Origin of the sequence: Methylobacterium sp. 174MFSha1.1, assembly GCF_900116815.1 — a bacterium.
Lineage (GTDB): Bacteria > Pseudomonadota > Alphaproteobacteria > Rhizobiales > Beijerinckiaceae > Methylobacterium.
In genome coordinates, this window is sequence record NZ_FPCB01000027.1 from 14,968 (window position 1) to 38,958 (window position 23,991).

A 23,991-nucleotide genomic window follows, 5' to 3' on the forward strand; every position below is an offset into this window, starting at 1 on the left:
GGTCTCCGTTCAATCCTGAACTATCCGCGGTTCTGGATCCCGGGCTCCGCTGCGCGGCCCCGGGATGACCCTGAGCGTTTGAAACGTCAGCGGGTCTCCTGTCCGCGGGTTCACTGCTTCACCCCATCACCAACCCACCATCCACGTACAGCACCTGCCCGGTCACGAACCGGCTCTCCTCGCCCGCCAAGAAGAGCACCGGCCCGGCCACGTCCTCCGGCGTCGCGAGGCGGCGCAGCGGCGTCTGGGCGATCAGGGCCTCGCGCACCGCCTCCGGCGTGTCCCGGCTCGCGTCCGTGAGAGTGACCAGCCCCGGCGCGACGCAATTGACCCGCACGCCGATCGGTCCGAGTTCCGCCGCGAGGTTGCGGCTGAAGCCGACGAGCGCCGCCTTGGCGGTGGTGTAGTCGTGGTAGGGGATGCTGGGTCGCGCCACGAGGTCGCTCGCCAGGTTGACGATGGCGCCGCCGCTGCGCCGGGTCAGCAGCGGCAGCAGCGCCTGGATCACCGTGTAGGCCGCCCGCACCGCGCCGTCGAACTGGCGCTGGTAGGAGTCCCACGGCACGTCGCGAAACCGCACGCGATGGTCGGGGTCGAAGCGGTAGGGCGCGAAGGCGTTGTTGACGATCGCGTCGAGACGGCCGACCTCCTCGGTGATCCGCGCGGCGAGATCCGCCACCGCCACCGGGTCGGTCACGTCGGTCGCGACCGCGAGCGCCTGCCCGCCGAGCGCCCGGCATTTGTCAGCCACCGCCTCGGCGGCGGCGTGGTTCTCGCGGTAATTGACGATGACGAGGCCGCCCTCGGAGGCGAAGGCCGTGGCGATCGCCGCGCCGATGCCGCGGCTGGCGCCGGTGACCAGGATCGCGCGGTCGCGGAACCTCACGGCGTGGCCTCCCTCGCGGGGATCAGGTCGCTCTTCACCACCTGACCCATGTCGAGGGGACGGCTGACGAGGCCGAGGCTGCGGAACAGGTCGGCGCCCTGTTGCAGGATCGCGGGATCGAAATGGCCGAGGCCCTCGCGCGCGGTGGTCGGCGACACGCTCGACGCGTTACGCAGGCGGATGACCTCGCGGTTGATCGCCTCGTCGCGCCCGTTGATCGCCCGGGTGACGGCGAGCCGCGCCGCCTCGTCGGGCTTGGCGATCATCCAGGCGGCGGAATCGCGGTAAGCGGCGAGGAAGCGCGTCAGGAGCGGCTTCCTGGCCTCGTAATCCTTGCGCGTCACCACGAAGATGTCGCTCGGCAGGTTCAGGTGGTCGCGCACCGCGATCACGTCGACCTCGCCGAGGCCCTTGGCGCGGCCGACGAGCAGCCCGGTATCGGTGGCCGCCGTCGCGTCGACCTGGCCCTGGATCAGGGGGGCGAAGTTGAGGAGGCCGGTCACCTCGACCGTGACGTCGCTCTCCTTCAGCCCGGCGCCGGCGAGCAGCAGCAGCAGGTGCTGGCGCGTGCCGCTCGCCAGGCTGTAGACGCCGACGCGCTTGCCCTTGAGATCGGCCACCGAGCGGATGCCGCGCGCCTTCGGGGCGACGACGTTGAACACGTTCTGCGGATAGATGTTGTAGACCGCAACGAGGTCCGCCCCCTTGTCGAGGGCGAGGTAGAACGAGGCCGGGTCGGTGAAGGCGATGTCGGCCTGCCCCGAGAGCAGCGCCTGGATCGCTGAGCCGCCGCCATTGCCCGGCACGTAATCGAGGGCGATGCCGCGGGCCTTGAACAGCCCGTGATCGGGCTCGGCGAGCAGGTTGGTGATCTCGCTGATCGGCTGGCTCCAGCCGCCGACGGTGAATTTGTCGAGGTTCTGCGCCAAGGCCGGGGAGCCGAGACAGGCGAGGGCGAGGAGAACGAGGAAGCGGAACGCGCGCATGGTGGGGTCAACCTCTGGCGTAGCGGCGCAGGATCAGGAACTCGAGCCCCCGGGCGGCCTCGTAGACCGCCATCCCGAGGGCGGTGATCACCACGAACAGGGCGACGATCAGGCTCGAATCCATCACGCTCTGGGCGGCGATGATCGAGGCGCCGAGGCCCTGGCGCCCGCCGACGAACTCGCCCACCACCGCGCCGACGAGCGCGAGCACGATGGCGACGCGAAAGCCCGCGAGGATCACCGGCAGGGCGGTGGGCAGCTTCAGGCGCAGAAGGGTCTGGGCGCGGCCCGCCCCGAGCATCCGAAAAAGCTCGCGCTGGCCGGGCTCGACCTGGGCCAGGCCCGTGAGGGTATTCTCGAAGAGCGGGAAGAAGCAGATCAGCGCGGTGATCACCACGGTCGGCGTCAGGCCGAAGCCGAACCACAGGATCAGGAGCGGGCCGAGCGCCAGCTTCGGCACCAGCTGGCTCGCCAGTACGTAGGGGCGCAGCACCCGGTGCAGCGCCGGCCACTCGCCGAGCAGGATGCCGGCGCCGAGGCCGAGGACGGTGCCGGCGAGGAGGCCGAGCGCCATCTCCGTCACGGTGACGCGCAGGTGCGGCCAGAGCCGGCCCGACGCCACCTCGCCCCACAATGTCTCGACGACGGCGGAGGGTGCCGGCAGGACGAGGGGCGAGACGGCGCCTGAGCGGCACCACGCCTCCCAGGCGACGAGCAACGCCGCCAGCAGCAGGGCGGAGGCGAGCCGCGTCCTCACGCCGCCCGTCCGATCGCCGGGGCAGGGCTATTCGAGGGCGCACCGTCCATGATCGCGCGGAGCGCGCGGCACACAGCCCCGAAGGCGGGCTCGTAGCGGATCCCCGGCGGCCGGGGCCGCGGCAGCGGCACCGCGCCTTCGTGCACCAACCGCCCGGCCGCCATCACGCCGACCCGGTCGCCGAGATACGCCGCCTCGGCGATGTCGTGAGTGACGAAGAGCGCGGCGGTACCGCGGGAGGCGCAGAGGCGCAGGAGGTCGTCCTGCAGCTCCTCGCGGGTCAGCGCGTCGAGAGCGGCGAAGGGCTCGTCGAGGAGGAGCAGGTCCGGCTGCGTCACCAGCGCCCGGGCCATCGCGACCCGGCTCTGCTGCCCGCCCGACAGGGCGGCGGGGCGGCGCTCCGTGAGGTCGCCGAGGCCCATGGCCGCCAGGAGGTCGCGGGCAGAATCGCGGTCGGAGGCGCGGGGCCGGCGCGCGAGCGAGACCGGCAGCAGCACGTTGTCGAGGGCCGAGAGCCAGGCGAGCAGGGTCGGGGCCTGGAACACGAAGCCGACGCCCGGGGCAGGGCCGGTCACCGCCCGCCCGTCGATCCGCACCGTGCCGGCATCCGGCGCGAGCAGCCCGGCGGCGAGCTTCAGCAGGGTGGTCTTGCCGCAGCCGCTGCGGCCGAGCAGGCAGTGGATCGCCCCGCGGGGGATCGCCCAGTCGACGCCCGCGACGGTCTCGGTCGGATCGCCGGGGAAGCGGTAGCGCACGCCGTCGAGGACGAGAGACGGCTCAGTCGGCATAGGGCGCGAAGCCTTCCGCCGCCGCCTCGGCGCCGGCGTCGATCTCCGTCATCGTGACGAGGTCGAGCAGGCTGAAGCGGCCGTCATGGTGCCAGCCGGCCTCCGGCGCGGTCATCCGGCCGATGGCGGTGATCCGGGTGACGCCGACCGCGGCTAGGTCCTCCGCGAGGGCGAACAGCCGCGCCGGGGCGGCGGCGATCCCGGCGGTCTGGAGGTAGGCGCGGTGCGGCGCCACCAGGGCCGGCACCTCCGCGAGATCCTCCACCGCCACGACGGCCACGCTGCGGTTGAGGCCGGACGGGCTTAAAGCCGTGGCGGCATCGAGCAGGACGACGCTCCAGGGATCGGCCGGGTCGCCGAGCAGCGTCGCGCCCCCGTCGAGGGCTCGCATCTCGTGGCTGCTGCGCCAGGCCGCGATGGTGGCGGCCTCGCCCGGATCGAGGCGCCGACGCGGGTGGCGGCTCGCGAGCGCCGCGAGTTCGTGGGCGAGGTGGCGGGCGAACTCGTCCGGCGCGACCGGAGCACCGCGCTCGACGAACAGCATCTGCGGCGCGTAGCAGCCCTGCTGCTCGTAGCGGGCGATGTCCTGGGCCGCGAGCCGCGCCAGCGGCCCGGCGCGGCGGCTGTCGAGCGCCTCGCGGGCGACCATCGCGAAGCCGATGCGGTGGCCGTGCGGCAGGAACCGGGTGGTGACCGGCACCTTGGCGCGGAGCGCGGCCAGCGTCTCGTTGCCGCCATAGGCCATGATGCAATCGGCCTCGCCCAGGAAGGCACCTTCCGCCCCGCCGGCCCCGCCCTTCCACCAGGTGACCGCCAGGCACTCGCCGAGTTCGGGATCCGCCTCCGCGATCAGATGCGCGAACCACCCCGCGGTCAGCGGCTCGGCCGAGGCGAGCTTGCCGATGCTGCCGGCCTTGACCAGGAGCCCCGAGACGAGGCTCCACAGCGGCAGGGCCGGGACGTTGCCGGCCCAGACGTGGAGCAGCAGGTCGGGGCCTCGCGCCCGCACGAACCCGCCCTTCACCGCCGGCTGGAAGCCGTCGAGCACGCCCGGATTCGAAAAATCCTCGGCGAGGAAGCGCAGGAGCTGCGGCCGCCGGAAGGTTTTGAGATAGCTCGACAGGCCGAGCCGCACCGTCTCGCGGTCGTAGCCGGTGACGACCGGCAGGAGCGCCTCCGCCTTGCGGCGCACCGGGTGGGTGCGGTCGAGCAGGCAGGCGCTCGCCCGGTCGATCGCCGCGACGATCCGGGCCGTCTCCATCCGCCGCAGGGTCGCGCGGGCGCGGACGTGTTCGCACAGGGCCTTCGCCTGATCCTCGTCGAGATCCGGCAGGGCCACCGCGACGGTCTCGCCCCAGGCGCGGTGCTCGACGATGCGCCGGCCGATTCTCTCGGCGGGAAGACCCGGCAGGTGACCGGCCTGCTCCAAGACACTCATCCCGGGATGCTCATCCCTGCGCGGCGGCCAGGAACTCGGCCACCGCGACCGAGCAGCCGCGCGAGGCCGAGCCCTCGACCCGGCCGAGGAGCTTGAAGCCGCCCGGCGCGATCACCCCGGCATCCTCGGTCAGGATCGCCGAGACCGAGTTGAAATGGGCGAGGTCGTGGTGGACCAGCACGCCGGTCTCGCCCGCGGGCAGGTCCTGGCCGGTCAGCGGATCGACGACGCGGCTGCGGATCCAGTGCGGGCCGGACTTGACCGGCCGACAGACCGCGTTGCCGTCGTCGTAGAACTGGGTGCTCAACTCGGTCATGCCGTACATGTTGAGGCACTCGCTCCGCGGGACCCCGAAGGCCTGCGAGAGCCCGTCGTAGAACGCGTCCGGCTCGATCTCGCGCGACTGGCCCTTGAAGCCGCCGGTGTCGAAGAGAAAGCTGCCCGCCGGCAGGGCGAAGCGGCGGCCCTGCTCGTCGAGCGCGTCCATCACCGGTACGAAGGCGTAGGTGGCGCCGAGGAGCGCGACCGGTTCGCCGGTGGATTCGGCCTGCGCCAGCATTGCCAGCAGCGCGTCGAGGTCGAGCCCGCCGGGACCGACGAAGACTGCGCTATCCTCGGTGCCAAAATGGTCCTTCGCCAGCGCGAGGTAATGGGCGAGGGAGGAGTTCGGCAAAGCCGCCTCGTCCGGGAACAGGATCCCCATCCGGATCTTCTCCCGCCCGCGCATGATCCGGGCGGCGAAGCCCGTGAGCATCGAGGCGTCGTAGACGTGAAGCGTCGGGTGGTAGCTGCGGCCGCGCCCGCTGCCGGTCGTGCCGCTCGTCATGAACACCCGCTCGGCCTCCTCGGGCGGGCAGCAGCTCAGGGTGAGGTCCTTGAATGCCTTGATCGGCACCGCCGGGATGTCGCGCCAGCGCCGCACCGTCAGCGGCGTGCGCCCGCGCTGTTGCGCGAAGCGCCGGTAGGGCGCGTTGTGGGCGAACTGGTAGGCGAAGACCCGCAGGGCCAGGGCCTCGAACTCGGCCTCGCTCGCGCCGGGGCGTCCGATGAAATCGAGGAGCGCCCCGACGATCTCCGCTTGCGACATCACGGCCACCTCGCGCCCATCCCGGGCGACGGCCAGTCCGGCGGAGATCATGCGCGAAAAGACGGCTGTGACGGCCCTGAGCCCTCGCCGGTCCCGCATCCCTACGCCGGCATGACCCGGATCAGGTTCATAGGGTCACCGCGGCGTCCGGACGGATCCGAACCGGCGGAATCTCAGCCTCCTCGCGAGGCCCCCCTGGGAGCCGGGGAGAGTGGGGGGTGTGGGGGCGGGTGTCAAGTTGGGCTCGATGGCCAACACGGATGGCCGCACGTCTCGGCGCATCGACGCTTCATCGTAAGCCACACCCTTTCCCGGACGACTGAAGCGACAGCGGAAGGAGATCCGGGATCCAGCGGAAGAAGTGCCGCGTAGCGGCTCTGTCTGTTGCACCGTTGCAGGCAAGCAGACGCTTCGCGATTTTTCGTGCTGGATCCCGGATCTCCTTCCGCTGTCGCTCCAGTCGTCCGGGAAAGGGCTGCGGGTGTTCGTCGGCCCATGTGGTCCGGCGAAGGGTACTGCCACGGACCCGGCGACGAGCGCTCAAGGCCGCGCCAACCCCTCCGCCAGCCGCCCGAACGCGTCGAGCGCCTTGGCCAAGGTCGCCTCCGGCTCCCCCGACGCCGCGACCCACAGGGCCGCGTGGAGCGAGGCGCCGTTGAGGAGCCGCGCGGCGGCCTCCGCGTCCACCGGGGGGATCGCCCCGTCGGCGACGAGGTCCCGGATGCGCCGCGTCGTCTCGGCGAGGCAGGCGTTCTGGCTCGGCCATAGCGACGGATCGCCGAGGAAAGCCGGGCCGTCGAGGAGCAGGATGCGCTGGATCTCCGGCTCCAGGGCCATCTCGATATAGGCCCGGTACTCGTCGAGGAGGCCGCGCCACGGATCGGTGGCCCGCGCGCCGACGGCTGCCAAGCGCACGGCCATCTCGGCGTCGATCTGCTCGATCACCGCGTGGAGCAGACCCTTCTTGTCGCCGAAATTGTGATAGAGCGCGCCCCGCGTCAGCCCGGCCGCGGCGGTCAGCTCGTCCATCGAGGCGGCGGCGAAGCCCTTCTCGGCGAAGGCCGCCCTGGCCGTCCGCATGAGCTTCTCCTTCGTCTCCTCCATCATCTGCGCGCGTCGCCCGGCCACCCCGACCCCCACTCATTTCCGCATACGGTACGTATGTGAATTGACATACGGCGCGTATCCGTGCTCTCTCACATACGTCACGTATCTCAAATCGAGGAGACGATCCATGGCCCCGGCTCATTCCAAGCGCGACGCCGTCTTCCCGCCCGGCCGGCAGGCGCTCTACGAGAAGCACCGCTACTCCGCGGCGATCCGCTCCGGCGACCTTCTGTTCGTTTCCGGCCAGGTCGGCAGCCGCGAGGACGGCTCGCCGGAGCCCGATTTCGAGGCGCAAGTGGCACTTGCCTTCGCGCGACTCTCGGCGGTGCTGGCGGCGGCGGGCTGCACCTTCGACGACGTCGTCGACGTCACGACCTTCCACACCGACCCGGCGGCGCAGTTCGACGCGGTGATGCGGGTGCGCGATCGTGCGATCGGGGCGGCGCCCTATCCGAACTGGACGGCGGTCGGCGTGACCTGGCTCGCGGGATTCGACTTCGAGATCAAGGTGATCGCGCGCATTCCGGGCACGGCCTGATCCCGGATCAGGGTTTCGCCGGCGCCTCGTCCGAGATGCCGACCTTGGCCCAGACGGTGAAGGCGAGCAGCGCCACCGGCACGCCGATGAGCGAGGTCAGGACGAAGAACAGGGGAAACCCGGTCCGCTCGACGAGGAAGCCGGAGAACCCGGCCAGCACGCTGCCCGGGAAGGCGCAGAGCGAGGTCAGGAGCCCGAACTGGCTCGCGGCGTGCTCGGTCGAGGCCAGCGTCGACATGTAGGTGATGAGCACCACCGACGCGAAGGCGTAGGCGAAGTTGTCGATGCCGACGGTGACCGCGAAGGTCCAGAAGGCCTGGCCGCCGTCGCCGCCATGCGCCGCCAGATAGGCGAGGCTCAGGTGAGAGGCCGAGGCCGCGACGGTGCCGATGAGCAGGCTCGGCAACATGCCGATTCGCGGGATGAGGGCGCCGGCGAGGAAGGTGCCGCCGAGCCCGATCCAGAAGCCGAACAGCTTGGTGACGGTGGCGATGTCGGTGTTCGAGAAGCCCTGGTGCTTGAACAAGGGCACCGCCATCGCGGTCGCGACGTAGCCCGGCATGCGAAAGCCGGCGACCAGCAGCAGGATCGCCGGCGCCATCGGGCCGAGGCGGCGGAGAAGGTCGCGGATCGGCGCCCAGACCGTGTCGACGAGGCCGGCGCGGGCTGCGTGGGGCGTCTTGTCCGAGGGCGGCTCGGGGGCGAGCACGGCCGCGACCATGCCGACCAGCATCAGGGCGCCCATGACGAGGTAGGCGCCGCGCCAGCCGATCCGGTCGGCGAGGAACAGTGCGCCGGCCCCTGCCGCGAGGTTGCCGATGCGCCAGCCGATCTCGGTCCAGGACGACAGCACGGCCTGCTTTTCGGGCGGCCGCACGCTGGTGATGCGCCAGCCGTCGATGACGAGGTCGAGGGTCGCGCCGGCAAATCCCAGCGCCACCGAGAAGGCGATCGTCCAGGCGAGCCAGTGGGCCGGATCCCCGAAGGCGATGCCGGCGAGCATCGCCATGACGGCCGCCTGCGCCACCACGATCCAGCCGCGGCGCCGGCCGAGCATCGCCCCGAGGAGCGGCGGGTCGTAGCGGTCGAGGAAGGGGGCCCACAGGAACTTGAACTTGTAGGCCAGCGTCATCTCGCTCAGGAGCCCGATCAGGGCGATCGAGATGCCGGCGTCCGAGAGCCACGCGGCCTGCGTCCCGTAGACGAGCAGGAAGGGGATGCCGGAGGTGAAGCCGAGCCCCAGCGCCGGCGCGATCCGGCGGTCGGTGAACAGGGCCGACCAGAACGGCTCTCTCTCGGGAGATGTCACGGCCGGTGCGGTCATGCTCGCTTTGATCTGCTAGCCCGGATCGGGGCGGATATTCGGGGAATTACAGCTTAACCGGCGGATGTGACGGCCGTTCCGGCGGAACCTGTCCCCGACGGCAGCCGGTGCTCGTCGATCAACCCCGCACCCCCTCCGCCCGCGGCACCCCGGCCCCCGCCTTGACGAACGGGCTGTCCGGCACCCGCGGCGCGAAGCGGAACAGCCCGGCAGGCGCCACGCCCTCCAGTTCCCCCGCCGCCAGATCGCGGGCGATCACCACCACGAACGGCGCGGCCGCCTCGCCGGGTCGGCCGAAGGGGCGGGGACGCGAGAACAGCGTGCCGACGCTCTCGACCAGCACGGGCCGGTCCGACTCGACGACCCGCACCAATCCCTTGAGGCGCAACAGCCGCTCGCCGAGACGGCCGGCGAGGTTGTCGAGCCAGGCGGCCAGGTCGTCGTAGGGGAGGGGGGCGACCGGCCGGGCGAGCCAGACCGCGACGCGGGGATGGGAGCCCGCCAACTCCGCCTGGAGCAGAGCCGGATCGAGGCCGGCGCCGGGCAGGGGCGCGAAGGCGGCCGCCACCGCGGCGGCACGGTCGGGATCGGCCACGATCTCGGCGAGCGGGTTCAGCCCCGCGACCTCGGCCCTCGCCTGCGGGAGGTGACCGTCGGGCGCGGCGTCGAGCTTGGTGAGGACGATGCGGTGGGCGGCGGCCCATTGCGAAGCGGCCTCCTCGAAGGCGGTGGTGTCGGGCCCGCGGAGCGCGTCGTAGGTGGCCAGCACCGAGACCCGCATCGGGAACCCGGCGAGGCTCGCGAGCTGGCGCAGGACCGGGCCGGGCTTCGACAGGCCGCTCGTCTCCAGCACGATGCGTCGGAGCGGCCCCGAAGCCTCCGGCCGCTCGGCGGCGAGCAGCGCCTCGACGGTGCGGGCGAGGTCGCTCGTCATCTGGCAGCAGACGCAGCCATTCGCCAGCATCGTCATCGGCACGTCACCCCCGCTCTCGCGCAGGATCAGCCCGTCGAGCCCGATCTCGCCGGCCTCGTTGACGATGATCGCGGTGTCGGCCGCCTCGGGGAGGGCAAGGTAATCGCGCAGGAGCGTCGTCTTCCCCGAGCCGAGGAAGCCGGTGAGGACGACGACATCGAGGCTCTCGCTCACGGCGCCGCCTGCTGCGGCGCTGCGTATTGCGCCGGCACCGCCTCGTCCCAGGTCGCCTTGACCAGGGCGCGTACGTCGGCGAGCAGTTCGGCGGTGTCGTAGATCACCCCGTCCTTGATCGTGTACTTGAGGCCCCGGTGCCAGGTGGCGCCGTTCGTCGCCTCGTCGAGGCGCAGGGCGCCTGTGCCGTAGAGCAGCTTGAAGTCGGTGAGCGGGTTGTGGTCGTGGACGAGCAGATCGGCGCGCTTGCCGACCTCGACCGTGCCGATCTCGTCCTCGAGCCCGCACAGGGCGGCACCCTGCGAGGTCGCGGCGCGCACCACCTCCAGCGGGTGGAAGCCGGCCTCCTGCAACAGCTCCAGCTCGCGAATGTAGCCGAAGCCGAAGATCTGGTAGATGAAGCCCGAATCCGAACCGGCACAGACCCGGCCGCCGCGGTTCTTGTACTCGTTGATGAACGCCATCCAGAGCCGGTAGTTCTCCTTCCACTCGATCTCGTTCTGGGTCGACCAGCGATACCAGTACGAGCCGTGGCCGCCGCGCTGCGGGGTGAAGTAGTCCCACATCGACTTCCAGGTGTACTCCTTGTGCCAGTCGGCCTGGCGCGCCCGCATCAGGTCGCGGTTGGCGTCGTAGATCGTGAAGGTCGGCACGAAGGTGAAGCCGAGCTCCAGGAACCGCTCCAGGGTCTCGTTCCACTTCTTCGATCCGGGCTCCGCCCCCTGTCGGAACATCTGTCCGGAGACCGAGAAGCGGAAGTACTCGTCGTTGTAGTCGTAATCGAGCGGGAAGTTCTGCACCACCCGGTCCTCGAACAGGGCCTCGGGCAGGCCGTAATAATGCTCGGCGCTGGTCAGGCCCCAGCCGGCGGTGGTGAGCGCGTTCATCCGCGTCACCGCCATCTGGGCGTGGTGGCAGCCGGATTTCAGCCCGAGCTTCGCGCACTCGTCGAGGGCCGCCTCCATGATGGCGGGCGGGGCCCCAAAAAACTTCACCCCGTCGGCGCCGCGCTCCTTGAGCTTGCGCAGCCACGCCCGCCCCTCCTCGGGGGTGTGGATCAGCTTCAGCATGTCGTTGACGGCCGGGAAGTAGCTGTAGGCCAGCAACCGCGGCGCCGCGATCTCGTTGGCGTCCGAGCGCTTCTTCTGGTCGAGCATCCAGTCGAGGCCGTTGAACGAACCCATCTCGCGCACCGTCGTCACGCCGTGGGCGAGCCAGAGCTTGTAGACGTACTCGACCGGCGGCACCCAGCCGTTGGCGGCGTGATACGCGACGCCCGCATGCGCGTGGCAATCGACGAAGCCGGGCGTCACCCATTTGCCGCGGCAATCGATCTCGTGGTCGCCGGGTGCCGGCCGGTTGGCGGTGTTGGCGAGATTGCCTGTCACCTTCTTCAGCTGCACGATGCGGCCGTTCTCGACCACGATGTCGGTCGGGCCGATCGGCGGCGCGCCGGTGCCGTCGATGACGGTGGCGCCCCGCAGCACCAGGCGCTTGTGCGGCCCGATCCCGCGGTCGCGGGAGGTCGAGGGCACGAGGGGCGGCTGGCCGGCCTTGGCCCGCTCGGCGGCGAGCTCGTTGCCGGCGGGGATGGGGGCGTCGCTCATGGGGTCCTCCCGTGTTCTTGTTAGGCCTAGCGCGCGTAGCGGCGGCCGAGAAGCGCGGTGCCGAGCGCGGTCAACACCAGGGTCGCGGCGAGCAGGATGAAGGCCAGCGCCGCGCCGAAGGGCCAGTTCATGCCCCGCGAGAACTGGTCGTAGACGGCAGGCGCCATCATCTTGAACTGCGAGCCGCCGAGCAGCACCGCGGTCGCGTAGGTGTTCATGCACAGGATGAAGACGAGGACGCAGCCCGCGACCGTGCCGGGGAGCGCCAGCGGCCACACCACCCGGCGAAAGACCGTGAAGCCGCTGGCGCCGAGATTGGCCGCCGCCTCCTCCACCGCCCGCGGGATGCTCTCGATCACCGAGGACAGGGTCAGGATCATGTAGGGCAGCACCACCGCGATCGTCCCGATCGCGACCGCGCCGGGCGTGTAGATCAGCTGCAACGGCGCCGCCGTGATGTGCAGGCCGCGCAGGGTGGCGTTGATGAGCCCGTCATTGCCGAGGAGCCCGAGCCAGCCCGCGGCGCGCACGACGTTGCCGACGAGGAGCGGGATCAGGGTCAGGACGGTGACGAGGCTCTTCCACCGGCTCTCCATCCGGGCGAGCCGGTAGGCCGCCGGGAAGCCGAGCGCCAGGGTCAGCGCCGTGCAGGTGAAGGCCATCACCAGCGTCGTGCCCATCACGCCGCGATAGTACGGGTCGGCCACGGCGGCGAGATAGTTCTGCGCCGTCGTCGCCTCGATCATCAGCTGCGTCGCGCTGTACTGATTGAGCGAGATGCGCGCGAGCAGCACCATCGGGCCGATCAGGAGCGCGGCGACGACGAGAACGGCCGGCAGGATGAGGGCGAACACGGGCGGACCTTCGGATTTGGGATTTTCTGGTTACGGGGGGATCAGGGTTGCCACCTGCCCTCCCTCCGCACAGGGCCATCATCGAGCCGCGAAGGCGTGCTCCGAGTGATCCCGGCTTTCGCAAAAGCTCTCGCACAAGAATGAGGCACGGGATCCCCTCTCCCGTGTGGGAGAGGGGTAGGGGTGAGGGTGGAGACGGTGCCGCAAGAAGGCTGGACCGTTCAGCCGCCAGCACAACGCTCAGCGTCTCACACGGAAGCGCGCCACCCTCACCCCCGACCCCTCTCCCACACGGGAGAGGGGAGACCCGCGGCAGGCTTGTTTCGGAATTTGCCAAAAAAGCCTTGAGGCATTCTGATCGACAGACCTACCCCTTGAATTCCTTGTTCCAGAAATCCGTGAACGCCGCCTGCTGCGCCTGCATCGTCGCGTAATCGAGCGGGCGGAGCTTGGCCTGCTGGGCCTCGGTCAGGCTGATCTGCTTGGCCAGATCCTCCGGGAGCTTCGCGTCCTTGACGGTCGGCACGTAGCCCATCTTCTGGGCGAAAGCGACCTGCGCCCCCGGATCGAGCATGGCGTTGAGGTACTTGAAGGCGCCGTCCTTGGCGCGCGAGTTCTTCGGCACGCCGGCCTCGAACAGGATCGGCAGCGCGCCCTCTTCCGGCACCGCCATCGCGACCGGGATGCCGGCCTGCTTCCACATGAAGCCGCGGGCGAGCCACATCAGCGAGATCCACACCTCCTCGGACTTGAGCGCCGCGGCCAGCGTCTCGTTCGAGGGATAGACCTTCGGGGAGTTCTTTTTCAGGTCCCGCAGGGCCGCCTGGCCCTTGCTGAAGTCGGTCGGCGTTCCGCCGGCGCCGATATTGGCGCCCGCCATGTTGAAGTTCCAGAGGATGTCCGAGAAACCGACCCGGCCCTTGTATTTCGGATCGAAGATGTCGGCGTAGCGGGTCGGCGGGGTGGTCACCTTGCTCGGGTTGTAGAGCACGACGAGCGCCGAGTAGATGTGCGGGATCGAGTGGGGCTTCTTGAAGACGTCGATCACCTGCGACAGCCGCGGCACCTCGGCGGCCGGCACGGTCTCCAGCACGCCGAGCTGGCTCAGCATGTAGCTGTCGATGTCGTTGATGCAGGCGACGTCCATGCTGGCGCGCCGGCTGGTGCGCTCGGCGATCAGCTTGGTGCGGCGCGGATCCTGGTTGGCGATGTCCTGCGACACCTCGATGCCCTGCGGCTTCATCAGCGGAATATCGATGTTCTGCTGCAGGAGCGCGCCGTAATCGCCGCCCCAGGTGCCGACGACGATCGGGGCGGCCTCGGCCCGGGCAGGGAAGGTGCCGGCGAGGCCGAGGGCGGCGCTGCTGGCGATCAGGGAGCGACGGGTGATCATCGGGCGGGGCTCTCCGTACGGGGGATGACGCGGGCGGCGTCGGGGGTCCAGGTGATGCGGACGGGGTCGCCGGCGCTCAGGCGGCGGCGGGGATCGTCGGGAAGCGGCGTCGGGCTCACCGCGACGATCGCCTCGCCGGCGAGGTCGAGGTGATACTCGGTGCGGGCGCCGAGATAGGTCACGGCCCGCAACCGCCCGGTGCCGGCGGGATCGGGCGCGACCTCGATCCGCTCGGGCCGGATCGCCAGCAGGCCGTCCGTCGCGGTCGCGTCGGGCGCGCAGGGCAGGGCGGCGCCGCTCGCGAGGCGAAACACGCCGGCCCCCTCGCGCGCGCCCTCGAGCAGGTTGCAGCGCCCGACGAAGCCGGCGACGAAGCTGTCGGCCGGGCGCTCGTAGAGGTCCTCGGCGCTGCCGACCTGGAGCACGCGGCCGTGCTCCATCACCACCAGCCGGTCGGCCATGGCGAGCGCCTCGTCCTGGTCGTGGGTGACCATCAGGGTGGTGAGGCCCAATCGCGACTGCAACTCGCGGATCTCGAGCCCGACCTCGGAGCGGAGCTTCGCGTCGAGGTTCGACAAGGGCTCGTCGAGGAGGAACACCGCCGGGCTCACCACCAGCGCGCGGGCGAGCGCCACGCGCTGCTGCTGCCCGCCGGAGAGCTGGCGCGGCAGCCGGTCGGCGAGCGAATCGAGGCGCACCAGCCGCAGGGCCTCGGCGATGCGCCGGTCGCGCTCGGCCCGTCCCACCTTCCGCATCTCGAGCCCGAAGCCGACATTGTCGGCGACGCTCATGTGCGGAAACAGCGCGTAGGACTGGAACACCATGCCGGTGTCGCGGGCGTGCGGCGGCAGCCGCGTCACGTCGCGCCCGCCGATCAAGACCCGGCCGGCGCTCGGCTCGATGAAGCCCGCGACCATCCGGAGCGTCGTGGTCTTGCCGCAGCCGGAGGGGCCGAGGAGCGCCACGAGCTCGCCCTGGCGGATGTCGAGGTCGACGCCGGCGACCGCAATCGCCTCGCCGTAGCGCTTCGTGACGCCGTCGAGCTGGAGGGTGCCCATCAGACGATCCGCGACAGCTTCACGAAGCGGTCGGTGACCAGCATCAGGATCGTCACCATCAGGATCTGCGCGGTCGCGACGGCGGCCAGGGTCGGGTCCATTCGGAATTCCAGGTAGCTGAGCATGGCGACCGGCAGCGTGGTGCGCCCCGGGCCGACGAGGAGGAGGTTGAGTTCGAGGTTCTCGAAGCTCGCCACGAAGGAGAACAGGGCGGCGGCCACGATGCCGGGCCGCAGCATCGGCAGGGTGATGCGGCGGAAGACCGTGAGCGGCGTCGCGCCGAGATTGGCCGCCGCCTCCTCCGCCGCGCGGTCGAGCCCGGCGAGGCTCGCGGTGACGAGGCGCACCGTCCAGGGGATGGTGATCAGCACGTTGGCGGCGACGAGGCCGCCGAGCGTCGCCTTGATGTCGGTGTCGAGCCAGTCCTCGGCCCGGAGATAGAACATGTAGAGGGCCGATCCGGCGACGATCGCCGGCACCGCCAGCGGCGCGAGCAGGAAGGTGTTGATGAATCCGCGCCCCGGGATGTTCGCCCGCACCAGCGCCAGCGCCGCGGCGGTGCCGAGCGGCACGCCGATCGCGGTGGCCATGAGGGCGATCTGGAGCGAGGTGAGGAAGCCGCGGGCGAAGTCGCGCTGCGCCCAGGCGTTGAGGTACCAGCGCCAGGTGAGGCCGTCGGGCGGGAAGGTGACGATCTCCTGGTCGAAGAACGAGGTGACGACCACCGTCACGATCGGCGCGAACACGACCGCGTAGGCCAGGACGACCGCCGCCAGGACGGCGAGGCGGCCGAGCCGGGCCGGGAGGCCGGCACCTGCAGGGGAGAGCCCGGCAGGAGAGAGCCCGGCGGGGGAGAGGGGGGCGGCGCGCATGCGGCTCACGGTTTCGGGGTGACGGCAGCTGACCTATTTGTAGGACAGGTCTCCGCCCTTTTGGCAAGGTCTGCCCGGGCGGCGAGCGAGGGGTTGGCAAGACGGGTGCCAAGACGGGTGCCAAGACGACTGCCATGCTCGCGGGCGGTCGCGCCAGGGCCTCGCGGCAGCGCCGTTCCGCGAAGGCGGCGTCGGGCGCAGATCCCCTCGCGGGTCGCGCGGCTTTCGCGCCCGACGCTGGCGTCCGGTCCGCGTCACTGATCCTCCGGAATGCAATGCCTGATAAAAAAACAAGCTTGCCTGTTTTTTTGTTGCTGTCCAGTGTGCCGCGGACCGCCCCGCCTGCCCGGCGATCCGGGCGCCACCCGACCCTGCAGGGACCGCCCGCATGAGCGCCGACCTCGTCCTGTTCCGCAACGCCCGCATCCTCGACGGCACCCACGATACCGCGCTCGACGGCCACGACGTGCTGGTCGAGGGCGGCACCATCCGGGAGGTCTCGGACCGTCCGCTCACCGCGTCGTCGGCCCGGGTGATCGATCTGAACGGCCGCACGCTGATGCCGGGCCTGATCGACTGCCACGTCCACGTCATCGCGACGATCCCCGATCTCGGCGCCAATGCCGAGCTACCGGATTCCCTGGTGGCGTTGCGCACCGCTAAGATCATGCGCGGGATGCTGATGCGCGGCTTCACCACCGTGCGCGACCTCGGCGGCGCCGATCACGGGCTGGTCATGGCGGTGCGTGAAGGCCTGATCGACGGCCCGCGCCTCGTCATCTGCGGCAAGGCCCTGTCGCAGACCGGCGGCCACACCGATTACCGCGGCCGCTACCACGCGCGGGACGTGAGCCATTACGGCACCAAGCTCGGGTCGCTCGGCCGGGTCTGCGACGGGCTCGACGCCGTGCGCCGCGTGGCGCGCGAGGAGATCAAGGCCGGGGCCGACTTCATCAAGATCATGGCCAATGGCGGCGTGTCCTCGCCGACCGACCCGATCGCGTTCTTCGGCTATTCGGTCGACGAGCTGCGGGCGATCGTCGAGGAGGCGAACAACGCCCAGACCTACGTCGCCGCCCATCTCTACACCGACGCGGCGATCCGCCGGGCGGTGGAGAACGGGGTGATCTCGGTCGAGCACGGCAACCTCGTGACGCCCGAGACCGCGCGGCTGATCCGCGAGAAGGGCGCCTACGTGGTGCCGACCAACGTCACCTTCGACGCGCTCGCCAAGGAAGGCGCGTCCCTGGGGCTGCCGCCGGCCTCGGTCGCCAAGATCGAGGACGTGCGCGAGGCAGGTCTTGCCGCCCTCGAGACCCTGCGGGATGCGGGCGTGATGATGGCCTACGGCACCGATCTCCTCGGCGAGATGCACCGCCACCAGTCGGAGGAGTTCGTGATCCGCGGCCGCTGCCTGCCGGCGATCGAGGTGATCCGCTCGGCCACGGTCAACGCCGCCAAGGTCGTGCGCCTGGAGGGCAAGGCCGGCGTGGTGGCGCCTGGCGCCTTCGCCGACCTGATCGTGGTCGACGGCGACCCGCTCGCCGACCTCTCGCTCCTCACCGGCCAGGGCCGGCACATGCGGGCGATCATGATCGACGGGCGGTTCGTGAAGGACGAGCTGGCGGCGTGAGGTCCCAGAGACTGTTTGATTGATAGGTAGGTTTTATCCCACCCACGACCTCATCCTGAGGTGTCAGTCGATGGAAAATCGACTAACCTCGCAGGAGGCCTCCAGATCACGCTGAGATCTCTGGAGGCCTCCTTCGAGGCTCAGCGATCTTCGATCGCCTCGCACCTCAGGATGAGGCCGTGGGTGGGAGAGAAAAGCGTTTCTTGGTGCTGTCCTCGCAACTCGAACAGGCTCTCACGGTCGCGGGACGATGCGGGAGCCCCGCTCCCGCCCGAGAGGCGAACAGGCACGCACCTTCTCGCCGATCTGTTCCGCGGCCCTGGGAGGGCAGGCCGGCGCGTCGTCTCGCGCCGAACTGGCGAAGCAGGATGATGAGTGCGGGCGAGCGATGACCGCTTCCTGCTCACCATAGGCGGGCGCATTCGGACGTATAGAGCCGATTTCGATCGCAGGGCGCGCGTCGACAGGCCGGATCGAGGCGGCGGCGTCACCCTGATGACGCTACGGAATGTTGCGAGTTCTGATGATCGGCGCTCAAGAAAGCTTAACCGTTCGTCAGGGAGAATGGCGCCGTTGGAACTACTGGCGTCGGGAAGACGGGATCATGCGTAACGGATTGTCGATCGCGGCGAAGCTGGGGCTGTGCCTCGTCGCCCTGGTCCTCCTGATCGGCGCGACGAGCGGCCTCTCGCTGACCGAGCTGAGCCGGGTCAACACGGCCGCGTCGGACCTGCGCGACGTCCGGGTGCCGGCGACCGACACGCTCGGCTGGATCGGCATCAACATCATGCGCCAGCGCGTCAACGGCTCCCGTCTGATCACCGCCGATACGCCGGAGCTGCGCGCCGAGGTCGCCGGGCAGATCGCCAAGCGCGACGCGATCATGGAGGCGCAGTACGCCCGCTTCGAGGCGCTGCCGCTCTCGCAGGCCGAGCGCGATCTCTACAAGGAATTCCGCCGCCACGTCGCCGACTATGCCGAGCAGCAGCGCCAGGCCGTCGCCAAGGCGACCGCCGGCGACATCCCGGGCGGGCAGCGGATCTACAACACCACGATGTCGAACGGCATCATCGCCATCATGGGCGCCTGGGAGAAGCTGGTGGCGCTGAACGGCGCCGGCTCGAAGGCGAGCGGCGAGCTGATCGAGGAGACCTACGCCGCGGCCAACCGCAACATGCTGGCGCTCACCGCGCTGGCGCTCCTCGTCGCCGGCGGCGCGATGGTGCTGGTGCGCCGCGGCGTCGCCGGGCCGCTGCGGGCGATCACCGCCGCGACCCAGCGGCTCGCCGGCGGCGAGACCGGGGTGGCGATCCCGGGGCAGGGGCGACGCGACGAGATCGGCGCGCTCGCCGGCTCGCTGGTGGTGTTTCGCGACAACCTGATCCGCAGCCGCGCCCTGGAGGAGGAGACCGCGCTCGCCCGCGCCTCGGCCGAGGCGCAGCGCAAGGCCGGCATGCGGCAGATGGCCGATGCCTTCGAGGCGGCGGTCGGCAGCATCGTCGGCGGCGTCTCGGCGGCGGCGACCGAGCTCGAAGCCACGGCCCGCTCGCTCAGCGGCAGCGCCGCGGAGGCGGCCGACCAGTCGGGCGCCGTCGCGGGCGCGGCGAGCGAGGCGGCCGCCAACGTCACCGTGGTGGCCGCGGCCGCCGAGGAGCTGGGCTCGTCGGTCCAGGAGATCGGCCGGCAGGTCTCGGGCTCGGCCGAGCTGGCGCGGGTCGCCGTCTCCGAGGCCGGCGAGACGGTGGCGCTGGTCCAGGACCTGTCGCAGGCTGCCGCCAAGGTCGGCGACGTGGTGGCCTTGATCTCGTCGATCGCGAGCCAGACCAACCTCTTGGCGCTCAACGCCACGATCGAGGCGGCCCGCGCCGGCGAGGCGGGGCGCGGCTTCGCGGTGGTGGCGGCGGAGGTCAAGCAGCTCGCCGGTCAGACCGCCAAGGCGACCGAGGAGATCACCGGCCAGATCGGCCGCATCCAGGCCTCGACCGGCCAGGCCGCGGCGGCGATCGACGGCATCGGCCGGCGCATCCGCGAGATCGACGGCGTCGCGAGCTCGATCGCCGCGGCGGTCGAGGAGCAGGGCGCCGCGACCCAGGAGATCGTCCGCAACGTCGCCGAGGCGGCAGCCGGCACCGGCGCGGTCACCGGCACCATCGCGACGCTGGCCGAATCCGCCGGCGAGACCGGGGCGGCCGCCGCCCAGGTGCTCGGCGCGGCCTCGGAGATGTCGCGCCAGTCCGAGCACCTGTCGGCGGAGGTGGCGCGGTTCCTGGCGACGGTGCGGGCGGCCTGAGCGGGGCCTTACCCCGCCGCCCGCACCACCCGCGCGCCTGCGGCTTCGGCTTCGGCACATTGCGCCTCCGTCGCCCCGGCATCGGTCACCAGGGTCCAGCGGCGCGGCAGGGGCGCCCAGGCGCCTTGCGTCGCGCGGCCGAGCTTGGAGGAATCCATCAGCACGACGATCTCGGCCGCCTGCTCCATCATCAGCGACTTGAGGGCGACCTGCTCGATCGCCGCCTCGCACAGGCCGCGGCCGGCCACGAACCCGTCGCCGCTGACCACCGCCTTGTCGGCGGTGAGCCGGCGCAGCGAGGCCTCGGCGAGCGGGCCCAGGGTGCTCATGCTGCCCGGCCGCACCGCGCCGCCGAGCACCGTCAGGGTGAGGCCGGGCGCGCCGGCGAGCACGCTCACGAGCGGCAGGTTGTTGGTGATGACCGCGTGGCGCCGCCCGGCAAGGCCCGCCCCGAAGGCGGCCACCGTCGAGCCGCCGTCGAGGACCAGGATGTCGTCGTCGGCGAGCAGCGCCAGGGCGGCCCGGGCGATGGCGGCCTTCTCGGGCCGGCCTTGAGCCTCGCGCTCGGGCAGGCTGGTCTCGGGCAGCGGATGGGCGATCACGGCGCCGCCATAGGTGCGCCGGATGGCGTTCTCCGTCGCCAGCCTTTGCAGGTCGCGCCGGATCGTCGAGGCGGAGACGCCGAAGCGCTCCGCCAGCTCCTCGACCACGACCTCGCCGGCCTGGAGCGCCTCCAGCAGCAGCGGGTGGCGGTGCCGGCCGCGCGTCACGAGTCTCATACGATTTCCGATTGATCGCTTCGCGATGCGGAAATCGGCCTCGCTCACGCGCCGCGCGGGCTGGCGATACGATTTCCGAACTGATCGTTCGGAAATCGTATCAGACCGCCCGACGCGGCGCGAGGTCGACCGCCTGACGCAGGGCCTCGACCAAGGAACCCGCATCGGCGACGCCCGTGCCGGCGATGTCGAAGGCGGTGCCGTGATCGACCGAGGTGCGGATCACCGGCAGCCCGACGGTGATGTTCACTCCCGCCTCCAGTCCCAGCACCTTGATCGGGCCGTGGCCCTGGTCGTGGTACATCGCCACCACGATGTCGTAGTCGCCCCGCCCCGCGAGGAAGAACAGGGTGTCGGCGGGCAGCGGCCCCTCCACCCGCCAGCCCTTCGCCCGGCAGGCCTCGACGGCCGGCGTGATCTTCTCGGCCTCCTCGCCGCGGCCGAACAACCCGTTCTCGCCCGCATGGGGGTTGATCGCGCAGACGCCGATCCGCGGATTCGCGATGCCCGCCTTGACCAGGGTGTCGTGGCCCCGCGCGATCACCCGCTCGACGAGGCCCGGCTCGATCCGCGCGATGGCGTCGATCAGCCCGATATGGGTCGTGACGTGGATCACCCGGAGCTTGGGCGAGACCAGCATCATCGAGACTTCCGGCGTGCCGGTGAGTTCGGCGAGGAGCTCGGTGTGGCCCGGATATTTGTGGCCCGCGGCGTGCAGCGCCTCCTTGCTCAGGGGCGCGGTGCAGATCGCGGCGGCCTGGCCGGCCTGGACGATCCGGACCGCCCGCTCGATGGAGCGGAACGCCGCCTCGCCGGAGATCGGCGAGACCTTGCCGAAGGGATGGCCCGGCGGGATCAGCCCGAGATCGATGCACGCGACGGTGCCGGGGGCGTCCGTCGCCTCCTCGGGCGAGGCGATCGCCTGGACCGTCAGCGCCGAGCCGACGATGCGGCCCGCCTCGCGCAGGCGCCCGGCATCGCCGACGACGAGTGGCCGGCACAAAGCCGCCACCTCGGGCAGCGCCAGCGCCTTCATGATGATCTCAGGTCCGATGCCGGAGGCATCGCCCATGGTGATCGCGACGGTCGGTCGGCTCATGTCGAAGATCCCTGGTGTCGGATGGCCCGGAGGTGGTGGACGGCGCGCAGGAGCGTGTCTTCGGTGCCGAAGGCGCCGGCCTTGGTGACGATCGGCACGGCGAGCGCGCCGCGCGTCAGGCCGAGGGACACGCCGGGCTCGATCTCGTCGATCAGCCGCAATCCGTCGACCCCCAGATGGGCGAGCAACGCCGCCGCGGTCTCGCCGCCGGTCGCCACGAGCGCCCCGAGATGGGGGGCGACGGGAGCGAGCCACGCGCCGAGGGCGTCGGCGAGGCGAGGACCGAGGGCGAGGTTGGGGCTTTCGCCCATCGCGACCTCGACCAGCACGTCGTCACCTGCATGCAATCCCGCCGCCACGGCGTCGCGGCAGCGCGCCCGCGCGGCCTCGTCCGCCCCGAGCAGCAGGTCCGGCGCGACCGCGACGTGGCGGGTCGCGCCGGCGAGCCGGCGCGCGGCGGCGCGGGAGGTGGCGGCGAGGCTTCCGACCACCACGAGGATGCCGCCGGGGCCGGCCGCGATCTCCTGCGCCGGGGCGGAGGGCCCGGCTTCCTGAGCGGCGAGCGCGTGGGCGAGGCCGGCGCTGCCGATCCAGACCAGGCTCTCCTGCGCGTCGAGTGCGAGGCCGGCCTCGGCGATCCGCGCGAGGTCGTCCTCGGTCTCGGCATCGGGCACCGCGACCGCTCCCGCCCGCGCCGCGTCGGACAAGGCCGCGCGCAGCACGTCGCCGCCGGCCCGCACGGTCGCGAGGGCGATCGCGGCGCCTCGCAGGCCGGCTTCCTCCAGCATCGCCGGGAGCGCACCGGTCGCGTAGGTGTGGTCCCGCCGCCAGAGCTCGGTCTCCTCCAGCGGCCGGCCCTGGACCCGGATCCGGCCTGCCACCGTGGTGCGGCCGGTCGCCGGGAAGGCCGGCGCCAGGATCCCGAAGGCCGCGCCGCCGTGCCGGCGCAAGGCCGCGAGGGTGGCGGCCAGTTCCGCCGCGGGCTGCCCGCGCAGGGTCGAGTCGATCTTCTTGAACACCGATCGCCCGGGCCGGTGCAGCCGGTCGAGGAGGGCGGCATGGCGCGCGGCCGCTGCCTCCGCGCCGAGCTGGCGGCTGTCGGCATCGTGCGAGACGACGTCCTCGTCAGTCCCGGAATCCTGCGCGCCGGATCCCGCCGTGCCCCATTGCACGCGGGCCGAACGGCCGCGCCGGGCGAAGGCGATGGCGCAATCGGCGGCCCCCGTGAGGTCGTCGGCGAGGATGAGCCAGCTTCGCGCCACGGTCACGCCCGCTCCGCCACGCGCGGCGACGGGACCGGCGCGGCCTCCTGCTCGGGGCGCTCGCCGAAATGCCGGGCGGTCCAGGCGGTGGCGAGCGGGGTGAGGATGGCGGTGACCACCACGGTCGCGGCGACCAGCACCGTCGCGGGGGCGGCGGCGTCGGCATAGGCCGGGTTGGCGGCGGCGATGATCGCCGGGACCGCGGCGGCGTTGCCGGCGGTCGAGGAGGCGGCGACGCCCGCCACCCCGGTACCGCCCGTGAACCGGTCGGCGAAGAAGAGCGGGATGCCGGTCACGACCACCACCGCGACGCCGAGCCCGAGGCCGAGCAGCCCCGCCTGCCAGATCTTGGTCAGGTCGAGCCCGGTGCCGAGCGCGAAGGCGAAGAACGGGATCATCACCGGCACGGCGCGGCCGAGGAAGTCGCGCATCTCGCGGTCGAGATTGCCGAGGATCATGCCGACGAGGAGCGGCAGGATGCTGCCGACCATCGTCTGCCACGGAAACGCCGACAGGCCGGCGACGCCGAGCGTCACCATGGTGAGGAAGGGCCCGGATTCGAGGCACATGATCGTGTAGGCACCGACGTCCCGCGGCCGACCGTACTGGCCCATCAGCGCCATGTAGAGGCCGCCATTGGTGTCGTTCATGGCCGCGACGATCGCCAGGGTCGAGAGGCCGGCGAACAACCCGCCGGCGATCGGCGCCTCGCCGAGCAGGCGGCCGAAGAGCACCCCGAGGATCATCGCGATCCCGACCTTCACGACGAGCAGCGTGCCGCCCTTCTTGACGATGTAGGGCGTTGCCCGGAAGTCGATGCTCGCGCCCATGCAGACGTAGAACACCGCCAGGATCGGCAGCGCGCCGGTGAACAGGGCGCCGGTGAACGAGCCGAACACCTTCGGGGTGGCCGGGAACAGCGTCGCGATCACCGCGCCGACGAGCAGCGGCACCACCATCATTCCGCCCGGCACGCGCTCGATCGCGCGCTTGATGCGAACCTCGCCCATCCGTAGCCCCGCCATACGGTCCTCCCTTGCGTGGATCGCGCAGTGAATTGCGCGTAAATCCGACTGTTAGCGCTCG

Annotated in this window: 21 protein-coding genes and 1 riboswitch; of the genes, 3 read left to right on the plus strand and 18 right to left on the minus strand. The window is 71.3% G+C overall.

Translation table 11 applies throughout. The features are described from left to right. Positions 1-118: 118 nt before the first annotated feature. The 7 genes from BM430_RS22365 to BM430_RS22395 all read right to left on the minus strand — a co-directional run bounded on the left by BM430_RS22365 (position 119) and on the right by BM430_RS22395 (position 7,022). Positions 119-886 carry an SDR family oxidoreductase gene (locus tag BM430_RS22365; protein ID WP_093569457.1) on the minus strand — a complete coding sequence of 256 codons (768 nt, stop codon included), beginning with the start codon at positions 884-886 and terminating at the stop codon, positions 119-121. Then, positions 883-1,872, minus strand: coding sequence for an ABC transporter substrate-binding protein (locus BM430_RS22370; RefSeq protein WP_093569458.1), 990 nt, complete (start codon positions 1,870-1,872; stop codon positions 883-885). Before BM430_RS22370 ends, BM430_RS22365 begins: the two co-directional genes overlap by 4 nt. A 7-nt stretch (positions 1,873-1,879) precedes the next feature. After that, positions 1,880-2,629, minus strand: coding sequence for an ABC transporter permease (locus tag BM430_RS22375; protein ID WP_093569459.1), 750 nt, complete (start codon positions 2,627-2,629; stop codon positions 1,880-1,882). Continuing rightward, positions 2,626-3,417 carry an ABC transporter ATP-binding protein gene (locus tag BM430_RS22380; RefSeq protein ID WP_093569460.1) on the minus strand — a complete coding sequence of 264 codons (792 nt, stop codon included), beginning with the start codon at positions 3,415-3,417 and terminating at the stop codon, positions 2,626-2,628. Before BM430_RS22380 ends, BM430_RS22375 begins: the two co-directional genes overlap by 4 nt. Then, the gene (locus tag BM430_RS22385) at positions 3,407-4,855 is read right to left on the minus strand and encodes an acyl-CoA reductase (protein ID WP_093569461.1); all 1,449 of its coding nucleotides are present in this window, start codon (positions 4,853-4,855) and stop codon (positions 3,407-3,409) included. The genes BM430_RS22380 and BM430_RS22385 overlap by 11 nt, the downstream gene beginning before the upstream one ends. A 10-nt stretch (positions 4,856-4,865) precedes the next feature. Next, positions 4,866-5,942 carry a LuxE/PaaK family acyltransferase gene (locus BM430_RS22390; protein ID WP_093569534.1) on the minus strand — a complete coding sequence of 359 codons (1,077 nt, stop codon included), beginning with the start codon at positions 5,940-5,942 and terminating at the stop codon, positions 4,866-4,868. A gap of 81 nt (positions 5,943-6,023) precedes the next feature. Beyond that, a riboswitch (TPP riboswitch) is annotated at positions 6,024-6,149 on the minus strand. Between the two features lie 333 nt (positions 6,150-6,482). Next, positions 6,483-7,022, minus strand: coding sequence for a TetR/AcrR family transcriptional regulator (locus tag BM430_RS22395; protein WP_244539621.1), 540 nt, complete (start codon positions 7,020-7,022; stop codon positions 6,483-6,485). 154 nt (positions 7,023-7,176) lie between these two features. On the opposite strand from BM430_RS22395, the gene BM430_RS22400 reads away from it, so the two are divergent. Continuing rightward, the gene (locus tag BM430_RS22400) at positions 7,177-7,587 is read left to right on the plus strand and encodes a RidA family protein (protein ID WP_093569462.1); all 411 of its coding nucleotides are present in this window, start codon (positions 7,177-7,179) and stop codon (positions 7,585-7,587) included. A gap of 7 nt (positions 7,588-7,594) precedes the next feature. Here the strand turns inward: BM430_RS22400 and BM430_RS22405 are convergent, their stop codons facing one another. The 7 genes from BM430_RS22405 to BM430_RS22435 all read right to left on the minus strand — a co-directional run bounded on the left by BM430_RS22405 (position 7,595) and on the right by BM430_RS22435 (position 15,842). Beyond that, positions 7,595-8,911, minus strand: a complete 1,317-nt coding sequence (locus BM430_RS22405) for an AmpG family muropeptide MFS transporter (protein ID WP_093569463.1) — start codon at positions 8,909-8,911, stop codon at positions 7,595-7,597. Positions 8,912-9,029: 118 nt separating this feature from the next. Continuing rightward, positions 9,030-10,058 (minus strand): CobW family GTP-binding protein, encoded by a 1,029-nt coding sequence (locus BM430_RS22410; RefSeq protein WP_093569464.1) that lies wholly within the window; start codon positions 10,056-10,058, stop codon positions 9,030-9,032. Next, positions 10,055-11,665, minus strand: coding sequence for an amidohydrolase family protein (locus BM430_RS22415; RefSeq protein WP_093569465.1), 1,611 nt, complete (start codon positions 11,663-11,665; stop codon positions 10,055-10,057). Before BM430_RS22415 ends, BM430_RS22410 begins: the two co-directional genes overlap by 4 nt. Before the next feature lie 26 nt (positions 11,666-11,691). Continuing rightward, positions 11,692-12,519, minus strand: a complete 828-nt coding sequence (locus BM430_RS22420; RefSeq protein ID WP_093569466.1) for an ABC transporter permease — start codon at positions 12,517-12,519, stop codon at positions 11,692-11,694. A 367-nt stretch (positions 12,520-12,886) separates the two neighbouring features. Beyond that, a complete protein-coding gene (locus tag BM430_RS22425) occupies positions 12,887-13,912 on the minus strand; it encodes an extracellular solute-binding protein (RefSeq protein ID WP_093569467.1) in 1,026 nt (341 codons plus the stop codon). Continuing rightward, positions 13,909-14,970, minus strand: coding sequence for an ABC transporter ATP-binding protein (locus BM430_RS22430; protein ID WP_093569468.1), 1,062 nt, complete (start codon positions 14,968-14,970; stop codon positions 13,909-13,911). The genes BM430_RS22425 and BM430_RS22430 overlap by 4 nt, the downstream gene beginning before the upstream one ends. Beyond that, positions 14,970-15,842: an ABC transporter permease gene (locus BM430_RS22435; RefSeq protein WP_093569469.1), complete on the minus strand. Its 873-nt coding sequence runs from the start codon at positions 15,840-15,842 to the stop codon at positions 14,970-14,972. The genes BM430_RS22430 and BM430_RS22435 overlap by 1 nt, the downstream gene beginning before the upstream one ends. Positions 15,843-16,230: 388 nt before the next feature. Here BM430_RS22435 and BM430_RS22440 point away from each other — a divergent pair, with 388 nt between their 5' ends. Both BM430_RS22440 and BM430_RS22445 read left to right on the plus strand, forming a co-directional pair. Continuing rightward, positions 16,231-17,475, plus strand: coding sequence for a metal-dependent hydrolase family protein (locus tag BM430_RS22440; RefSeq protein WP_093569470.1), 1,245 nt, complete (start codon positions 16,231-16,233; stop codon positions 17,473-17,475). Positions 17,476-18,079: 604 nt separating this feature from the next. Next, a complete protein-coding gene (locus BM430_RS22445; protein WP_093569471.1) occupies positions 18,080-19,765 on the plus strand; it encodes a methyl-accepting chemotaxis protein in 1,686 nt (561 codons plus the stop codon). An 8-nt stretch (positions 19,766-19,773) separates the two neighbouring features. On the opposite strand, the gene BM430_RS22450 is transcribed toward BM430_RS22445, so the two are convergent. The 4 genes from BM430_RS22450 to BM430_RS22465 all read right to left on the minus strand — a co-directional run bounded on the left by BM430_RS22450 (position 19,774) and on the right by BM430_RS22465 (position 23,915). Continuing rightward, positions 19,774-20,544, minus strand: coding sequence for a DeoR/GlpR family DNA-binding transcription regulator (locus BM430_RS22450; protein WP_093569472.1), 771 nt, complete (start codon positions 20,542-20,544; stop codon positions 19,774-19,776). A gap of 100 nt (positions 20,545-20,644) precedes the next feature. Next, positions 20,645-21,643: a 4-hydroxythreonine-4-phosphate dehydrogenase PdxA gene (gene pdxA, locus BM430_RS22455; RefSeq protein WP_093569473.1), complete on the minus strand. Its 999-nt coding sequence runs from the start codon at positions 21,641-21,643 to the stop codon at positions 20,645-20,647. Next, positions 21,640-22,911, minus strand: coding sequence for a four-carbon acid sugar kinase family protein (locus BM430_RS22460; protein WP_244539622.1), 1,272 nt, complete (start codon positions 22,909-22,911; stop codon positions 21,640-21,642). Before BM430_RS22460 ends, pdxA begins: the two co-directional genes overlap by 4 nt. Further along, a complete protein-coding gene (locus tag BM430_RS22465) occupies positions 22,908-23,915 on the minus strand; it encodes a 2-keto-3-deoxygluconate permease (RefSeq protein WP_093569474.1) in 1,008 nt (335 codons plus the stop codon). The genes BM430_RS22460 and BM430_RS22465 overlap by 4 nt, the downstream gene beginning before the upstream one ends. Between the last annotated feature and the right edge of the window lie 76 nt (positions 23,916-23,991).